This is a genomic window from Traorella sp. mt218 (assembly GCF_055420025.1).
The window spans coordinates 70,497-78,792 of sequence record NZ_JBVAYM010000012.1; the positions used below are offsets into that span (position 1 = coordinate 70,497).

Consider the following 8,296-nt stretch of genomic DNA (forward strand, 5'->3'; position numbering starts at 1 on the left):
AAAGGCATTCGCCTGTTATAAAAAGAAGGGAGATATCATGAAAGGTTTCCAAGAGAATTTTATGTGGGGCGGAGCTGTCGCTGCCAATCAGTGCGAAGGAGCATGGAATGAGGGAGGAAAAGGATTGTCTGTACCGGATGTTGACTGGCATAATCCTCATTTAAATCGTGCCGGAAAGCGTGATGAGGATTCTGAGATGACCTCAGCTCGTTTAAAAGAATTGCTGGCGATTGATGATGATCGTCAGTTTCCAAAAAGAAAGGGGATCGACTTTTATCATACCTATAAAGAAGATCTGAAGCTGATGCATGAATTAGGACTTAAATGCTTTAGAACATCTATCAACTGGGCAAGAATTTTTCCAAATGGTGATGATGAAAAACCAAATGAGGAAGGTTTAAAGTTTTATGATGATCTGATTGATACAATCGTGGGATATGGCATGGAACCGATCATCACATTGTTTCATTATGAACTGCCATTGAATCTTGTTACCAAGTATGGTGGGTGGAAAAATCGTAAATTGATCGATTTCTTTGTGAAGTATTGTAAAGTTTGCTTTGAAAGATATCACAACAAGGTAAAATATTGGATCTTAATCAATCAAATAAATCTGATCTATGTAGAATCTTTTAATTCATTAGGTATCCTCAGTGACTCCGTAGATAATTTAGAAGAAGCAAAATATCAGGCTATCCATCATCAGTTTGTCGCCTGCTCTTTGGCCACAAAAGCAGCAAGAGAAATTGATCCTTCGATGAAGATGGGTGTCATGATTTCAGATCACAACTGTTATGCGGAAACAGCTAAACCGGAAGATGTATTTTATACTTATCAAAAAAATCAAATGTCACAGATGTTTTATACAGATGTAAGGATTCGCGGAGCTTATCCGGGTTATGCGCTACGTTTCTTTGAAGATCATGATTTTCATATTGAAATGCGTGAAGAAGATTTAGAAGCTATTAAAAAATATACAGCTGATTTTATGGCCTTTAGTTATTACTATACTCGTTTAAATTCCTACGAAAAAAATAATAAAGGTCTTAATGACATATCAAAAAATCCATTATTGAAGGCATCGATCTGGGGCTGGTCAATCGATCCTTTAGGTTTAAGAAATTCACTAAATCTTTATTATGACCGTTACGGTGTACCGATGATGATTGCAGAGAATGGCTTGGGTGCTTTAGATGAATTAACAGCTGATAATAAAGTACACGATGATTATCGTATAGATTATCTTCGTGAACATATCAAAGCAATGAAAGAAGCAATCAAGGATGGTGTAGATCTCTTTGCTTATTGTCCTTGGGGACCTTTTGATATCGTCAGCTGCACAACGAACGAAATGAGCAAACGCTATGGCTTTGTATATGTTGACATTCAGGATGATGGAACGGGAACAGGGAATCGATATAAAAAGGATTCATTCGCCTGGTATCAGAAAGTCATAGCTACAAATGGAGAAGAACTGTAAACCATGAAACTCATTCTATTAATTATCTTTTTGATTCTTTCTTTGGTCCTGCCGCTAGTGGTAGCATTTGAACATAAAAGGCGTGGTATGATCATGGCAATGGCATTGGGTGTATTGATCTATGTTCTGTCAACTGCGCTTACAAATTTCACTGCCCAAGCTATTGGACTTGAGAGTTTGAATCTTGCGGAAGACAGAGAAACCTATGTTGTCATGGTAACGCTGTCGCTCACGATCGTAATCGTTCTATTTTCTTTAAGTAAAAAAATCTTTGGTGATGAAAACAGAGCTAATTTGATATATTCCGGGTTTTCACTTGTAAATACTTTTCTTTACAATATGAATGCTTATAGCTTCTTAGTGTTCGTTGCCATTCATAACAGTGCGGAGAAACTTTCTGCCTATTATCCGATGGAAACAGTCAATGAGTTATTAAATTACTATCAAGAAATTTCCAGCAGTGATATCTTACTTCTGATCATTGAGATGATCTGCAGCTTTTTTATCATGAAGTCACTCTTCTGTATGTTATGTAGAAATAAAGTTCAAATAGCTGATTATCTGATCTTTATCGTCGGGATTTTTATCTTCTTTTATTCGCAATATTGCATTCAAAACAAGGTTTTAGTTTTTGGTATTTATATTGTTTTATTATTTGCCGGTTATAGAAATAAGCTATCATTTAAAAAGGATTCGTGATTTATGGAAAGTAAAATATACGCAGATATCGTTTCACTAATGCATGAAAACAACGATGATTATATGACAAGTGAACAAATCGCATATACATTAAGTGTTTCAAAAAGAACCGTATTAACGTATTTAAATAAGATTAAAGATGATGCGGATGGACATGGCTTTGAAGTTATTACCAAGCAGGGCTATGGCTGCAAGCTGATTGTCAAAGATCATGATATTTTCAGTGAATGGTATGCGGATCTTTTTGAGAAAGAAAATATTTCGGATGTTCAAAAAAGAAGGAAGGTCATTTTCAATAAACTTATTTCTAGCAGTAATTATGTGAATATCTATGATCTTGCAAATGAATTGTATATTTCTGTGTCATCCGCCAGAAAAGATATCAAGCATTTGCAGCCTTTGATCGATCAATATCATTTAACCTTGAAGCATTCTCATTCCCGTGGATATATCATTATCGGTGATGAAAAAGATATCCGCAGTGCAATAGCTAAAGAATGTTCGGATTATCTTGAATATATGAACGATGAAGAAAACAGGGAACATCATACAAAGATATTAGATATGCTGACAGCTTCTATTGAAAAAAATCTTACATTAAATAATATCTCAATTTCCTCAAATTCAGTAAAGTCATTAGCCATTCACATTCTTATTGCCATTAATCGTATTGAAACGAATAATGCCATCAAAGTAGGTAATCTTTCAGTAAATGACCGCAAGACAAAAGAATATCTGACTGCGGAAAAGATCAATGAGGACATTGAAAAAATATTCGGCTTATCCTTATCAAAAGATGAAGTCTATTATTTTTCTTTGCATATAAAAAGAAATGATTCTGCTTTAGACAGAAATCTTGTAGTAAATCTTGAAGATCCAGAAGTCATCACCTTTTATAATCTATTTTTAAGGACAATTTATCTGCATAGCGATATTGATTTTTTCAATGATGATAATTTGCGTTTGAATCTGATGAACCATATTTCATTATTTCTTTATCGGTTAAAAAATGATGATCAAATCAAAAAATCCAATCTTTCAAGTATCAAAGATGCATTTCCTTATGCCAATGAATTAGCGATCATCGGTCTTAGAGCTATTGAAGAAAAATATCATAAAAATATTTCTGAAGAAGAAAAATTGTATTTTGCTATTCATCTGGCATTATCATTAGAAACGAATAAAGATTTAAAAAAATATAATTTAGCTGTCATCTTAGATGATTCAGCTACTATCTTTAAGCTGATTTCTTACAAGATCAATCAGGTACTTAAAGAGAGGATCAATATCATTCAGCTTTTTTCCTTTGAAGATGTAAGTGAGGAGGCATTAGATCAGTTTGATATGATCGTTAATGCAACCGGCAAAAAGCTATGGTTTGAAAAGCCGACAATTTCAACCGGAGAATTTATCTCAGATAATGATATCACTCTCATTAAATTGATCATGGACAAGCTCGATCAACAAAATGATCTTGATGAATTTATGAGCAAGGATCTTTATTTTGTGTTAGATTGTGCAACTAAAGAAGAATTATTGGAAACGGTCATTGAAAAAATAGCTGATAAATTAGGCTTTGATGCCCATGAATTTTATCAATCTGTCATTGAGCGTGAAAAATATAGTTCAACCGCATATAGTAAACGAATTGCCATTCCTCACCCTCTTGAAAGTGGTAAGTTTCCGAATTTTATCTCGATTTGTCGTCTTAATAAGCCAATCCTTTGGGATGATAAATATGTCCAGCTCGTCTTTTTATTCTCATTGAATAGCTCTCAAAAAACAATACAGATATTTTTTAAAGAGCTTAGTAAAGTTATCTTAAGCAATGATAAGATCTTTCAGTTGCAGAAAACTACTTCATATGAAGAATTTATTGATGTGTTTTATAAGTAAGGTGTTATGATGCGATATTATTATCCAAGTTGTAAATTTAAAATAGCTTTTCCTGAAATCAGTGAAAAGATCATAAAATATTTAAATAAGAAATCAATTGAAACAAAAGGATGTTGTCGAATAGATCATAGACAATTAAATGAAATTGATACAGGCATTACGATATGTACCAACTGTTCTTTGATTTTAAAAGAAGTAAGTAAGGCACATATATATTCTTTGTTGGAAATCATTGATCAAGATAAGAATTTCCTTTTGCCTCGTTTAAATAATTCAACATGTATCATTCAACATTGTGCTAAGGCAGATGATAATATAAAAAAAGCCGTTTGTTCTTTGGTTGATAAAACGGGTGCTTCTTATCGGATAAGCAGTCATGATGATTATTGTGGCTTTAATTTTATGCAGCATATGAGCTCTGAAAATTTAAAGATAGCACCTAAAACCTTTTCAGCTTTAGAGAAGAAGGTAGTTTTGCTTAATGAAGAACAAAGGAGGGAAAAGATTACTGATTTGATCAAAGAGTATGATGGTAAACAAGTGATTGTTTATTGTAACTCATGTTATAAGGTATTAAAAGAAAATGGTGCTAATGTCATTCATATTGCGGAATTATTATTTTGATGGGTGTGGGTGTTGAATATGGAATTGATAAAAAAAGGATGTTTGATATGTGTTGCCGGACTTTGTATTGGTATCGGTGTAGGAATCATCTTATATGCAAATATTGGCGGTGATACGGTCACTGTCTTTCAGGACGGATTACATATCATTTTAAATATAAGTTATGGTCAGTCTTCACGGATCTATAACGGTGTTTTAATTATCGCTGCTTTAGTGGCGGCACGAAAATATTTTGGTGGCGGAACCATTTTATCGGCACTGATTACAGGTTATGCGATTGATTTTGCCTATGACGGCTTAAGTGGATTGAATTTACAGTTAAGTTTTATTTCAATGTTCATCGTTTTTCTAATCGGTCAGACCGTCTATACGATTGGTTTATCGATTTTAATCAGATGTAAATTAGGGATGAATGGTTTAGATTCACTTTTATATAGGCTTGTAGACCTCATAAAAATAGATTACCGGTGGCTTCGTTTGGGAGCAGATCTGTTGTTAACAATTATTGGTTTTCTTTTAGGAGGAGTCGTAGGAATCGGTACGGCGATCTCAATTGCTTCAACTGGTATCATGATTGATTTTTTCACAAAAATAGGAGGAAGAAATGAAGAAAGTATTAAAAACGTTTCCTGATAATTTTTTATGGGGAGGTGCATTTGCAGCGAATCAGATGGAAGGAGCTTATCAAGAAGATAATAAAGGACTTTGTCTGGCTGATATCAATGAATTTGTAGATAATGTTGCTCTTGATCAGAAATGCAATACGGAAATTACTACGGATGATATCTATCATGCCTTGGAAGACGATAATAAAATATTTCCAAAAAGACATGGTACTGACTTTTATCATCGCTATAAGGAAGATTTAGCACTTTTGGGAAAGAATGGTATGGGGTTGAATACATATCGGACATCTGTCAATTGGGCGCGTATTTTTCCGAATGGTGATGATCAGATACCTAATGAAGCAGGTCTGCGATTTTATGATGATCTTTTTGACGAAATTATAAAAAACGGCATGATGCCGATGATTACGATGTCACATTATGAAATGCCTCTTCATTTAGCATTGGATTATAACGGATGGTACAATAAAAAGACGATAGGTTTTTTTTATCAGTATGGTAAGACGCTTTTGGATCATTATCATAACAAGGTAAAGCATTGGATCCTTGTTAATCAAATCAATCTCATACGACATGAAAGCTTTAATCATCTAGGGATTCCAGAAGATAAGGTGGATAATTTAGAAGAAGCTAAGATGCAGGGAGTGATCAATGAAATGATTGCCTGTGCCATGATTACCAAATATGCTCATGAAAATTATCCGGATGTACAAATTGGCATGATGTTATGTGGAGGGCCTGCTTATGCGGCTAGCTGTGAGCCAAAGGATGTATTAGCTACCTTAAAAAGAAATCAAATGGAATATTTCTATGGTGATGTATTGCTTCGGGGAGAGATTCCCGGTTATGCTTATCGATATTTTGATGATCATCATTTTCATATCGATATTTGTGATGAAGAGCTTGAGGTATTAAAAAATACAAGTGATTTTTTCAGCTTTTCTTATTACTATACAAGAGTTTATGATGATGAATGTCTACAAAATAATCAAGATGCCTATCGCAATAAAAATTTACCTGCAAATCCATGGGGATGGTCAGTCGATCCAATCGGACTCAGAGTTGTTTTAAATGAATATTATGATCGTTATCAAAAGCCGATTTATATAACTGAGAACGGTATCGGTTTAAAAGATGAAAAGGGTATGGATGGAAAGATCCATGATGATTATCGTATCGATTATTATCGTCAACATATATTACAGATGAAAGAGGCTATTCAGGATGGAGTAGATCTAAAAGGATATTATTTTTGGGCACCAATTGATATTGTATCTTGTTCAAGCAGTGAAATGAGCAAGAGATATGGTTTTGTATATGTTGATCTTGATGATTATGGAAATGGCTCTTATGAGCGTATAAAAAAAGATAGTTATGAATGGGTAGAAAAAGCAGTACGTTCAAATGGAGTGGATTTAGATTAAATGTAATGAAGCCTTCTTTGTCAAGGCTTCATTTTTATCTGTTGGCGACATTAACGCATAAAAAAAGATCTGCACTTGGCAGACCTTTTATTGTTCAGAAAGATAGTTTGTCAGATCTTCGATTGCCTGATTCAAGCGACGCATCGTTTCTTCTTTTCCGATGATATGGGCAATTTCTACTGCTCCGCCCGGTGTAAATGCCTTATAAGTCAAAGCAACACGAACCGGCCACATCACACGTCCGTTCTTGACCTCGTGCTTAGCAGCAAGATCGACAAAGAACTTAGTGAAAGCTTCATCGTCTGTGAAATCGCTGACTGAATCGATTTCATCAACGACCCATTTTAATGCTTCAAGTGAATTTTCAGCATTTGTTTTCATCTTTTTGTGGGTATATAACGATGCATCAAACGGATATGGAGCATCAATAAAATCAATCATTTCCGGAATATCCGCCAGCATTTCAACACGCGGCTGAAGGGCCTTTGAGATTTCCATGAGATCAACATGAGATTTGATATCCTTATAGTAAGGCAAAGCAAGCTCATGGAATTCTTCCAATGTTTTATTTCGCAGATAAACACCATTCATCCATTTCAGCTTATTGATATCGAAGATGGAACCTGATTTAGAAATACGGTCGATTGAAAATTCCTTGACAAGCTCATCTAACGAGAAGATTTCCTGTTCTCCCTCCGGTGACCAGCCCAGCAGGGCGATATAGTTGATGATAGCTTCACTTAGAATTCCTTTATCGCGCAAATCCTGGAAAGACGCATCACCATTACGCTTTGACAGTTTATGGAATTCATCTTTCATGACCGGCGGTACATGAACATATGTTGGAATCTCCCAGCCAAAGGCCTGATAGATCAGGTTATATTTTGGGGTACTGGATAGATATTCGTTTCCTCTGACAACATGTGTGATGCCCATAAGATGATCATCGACGATATTCGCAAAGTTATAGGTCGGATAACCGTCACTTTTTAATAACACACCTTCATCTAGTTGAGCGTTTTCTACTTCGATATGTCCATAGACCTCATCCTCAAAAGAGGTCGTTCCGGTTGCCGGAATCGTTTGTCTTACCGTATAAGGCTCACCTTTGGCAATTCTTTCACGGGCTTCTTCTTTTGAGATAAAGCGGCATGGATCAACATAGCGATAGCTCAGATCATGGCCTTCTTTTTCAGCCTGAACATCTTCTTCTTTACAGAAGCAGTAATGAGCTCCTCCAAGATCGACCAGCTTGTCAGCATATTCTTTATAGATGGGAAGACGCTGTGACTGGATATAAGGTCCGCAGGCACCCGGTTTATCAGGTCCTTCATCATAATGAAGACCTGTCTGATTGATGACATCATAAATGATGTCTACCGCACCCTCTACTTCTCTTTCCTGATCGGTATCTTCGATTCGCAATATGAAATCACCATTGTCATGCTTGGCAATCAGATATTCATATAAAGCAGTTCTCAGATTTCCGATATGCATATATCCTGTTGGAGAAGGTGCAAATCTCGTACGTACTTTTTTCATAAAAT

The 8,296-nt window shown here is 35.2% G+C and carries 7 protein-coding genes; 6 read left to right on the forward strand and 1 reads right to left on the reverse strand.

What is annotated here, in order from left to right; translation table 11 throughout:
• Positions 1-37 precede the first annotated feature (37 nt).
• From ACZYT3_RS07675 to ACZYT3_RS07700, 6 genes are read left to right on the forward strand one after another with little or no spacing between them, the layout of a single operon-like run.
• Positions 38-1,480, forward strand: a complete 1,443-nt coding sequence (locus ACZYT3_RS07675; RefSeq protein WP_464088226.1) for a glycoside hydrolase family 1 protein — start codon at positions 38-40, stop codon at positions 1,478-1,480.
• Between the two features lie 3 nt (positions 1,481-1,483).
• Positions 1,484-2,179 (forward strand): hypothetical protein, encoded by a 696-nt coding sequence (locus tag ACZYT3_RS07680; protein WP_464088227.1) that lies wholly within the window; start codon positions 1,484-1,486, stop codon positions 2,177-2,179.
• Between the two features lie 3 nt (positions 2,180-2,182).
• Positions 2,183-4,075, forward strand: coding sequence for a BglG family transcription antiterminator (locus ACZYT3_RS07685; RefSeq protein ID WP_464088228.1), 1,893 nt, complete (start codon positions 2,183-2,185; stop codon positions 4,073-4,075).
• 9 nt (positions 4,076-4,084) lie between these two features.
• Complete coding sequence (locus tag ACZYT3_RS07690) at positions 4,085-4,699, forward strand: hypothetical protein (protein WP_464088229.1); 615 nt, start codon at positions 4,085-4,087, stop codon at positions 4,697-4,699.
• Positions 4,700-4,717: 18 nt separating this feature from the next.
• Positions 4,718-5,332: a YczE/YyaS/YitT family protein gene (locus ACZYT3_RS07695; RefSeq protein ID WP_464088230.1), complete on the forward strand. Its 615-nt coding sequence runs from the start codon at positions 4,718-4,720 to the stop codon at positions 5,330-5,332.
• Entirely contained in the window at positions 5,304-6,749 is a 1,446-nt protein-coding gene (locus ACZYT3_RS07700; RefSeq protein ID WP_464088231.1) for a glycoside hydrolase family 1 protein, read from the forward strand. The genes ACZYT3_RS07695 and ACZYT3_RS07700 overlap by 29 nt, the downstream gene beginning before the upstream one ends.
• An 87-nt stretch (positions 6,750-6,836) precedes the next feature.
• On the opposite strand, the gene gltX is transcribed toward ACZYT3_RS07700, so the two are convergent.
• Positions 6,837-8,291 (reverse strand): glutamate--tRNA ligase, encoded by a 1,455-nt coding sequence (gene gltX, locus ACZYT3_RS07705; protein WP_464088232.1) that lies wholly within the window; start codon positions 8,289-8,291, stop codon positions 6,837-6,839.
• Positions 8,292-8,296: the final 5 nt, after the last annotated feature.

Bases quoted from the DNA above. Each gene is read 5' to 3' on its own strand.
- ACZYT3_RS07675 (WP_464088226.1), top strand. From the start codon at position 38: ATGAAAGGTTTCCAAGAGAATTTTATGTGGGGCGGAGCTGTCGCTGCC.
- ACZYT3_RS07685 (WP_464088228.1), top strand. From the start codon at position 2,183: ATGGAAAGTAAAATATACGCAGATATCGTTTCACTAATGCATGAAAAC.
- ACZYT3_RS07700 (WP_464088231.1), top strand. From the start codon at position 5,304: ATGAAGAAAGTATTAAAAACGTTTCCTGATAATTTTTTATGGGGAGGT.
- ACZYT3_RS07680 (WP_464088227.1), top strand. From the start codon at position 1,484: ATGAAACTCATTCTATTAATTATCTTTTTGATTCTTTCTTTGGTCCTG.
- gltX (WP_464088232.1), bottom strand. From the start codon at position 8,291: ATGAAAAAAGTACGTACGAGATTTGCACCTTCTCCAACAGGATATATG.
- ACZYT3_RS07690 (WP_464088229.1), top strand. From the start codon at position 4,085: ATGCGATATTATTATCCAAGTTGTAAATTTAAAATAGCTTTTCCTGAA.
- ACZYT3_RS07695 (WP_464088230.1), top strand. From the start codon at position 4,718: ATGGAATTGATAAAAAAAGGATGTTTGATATGTGTTGCCGGACTTTGT.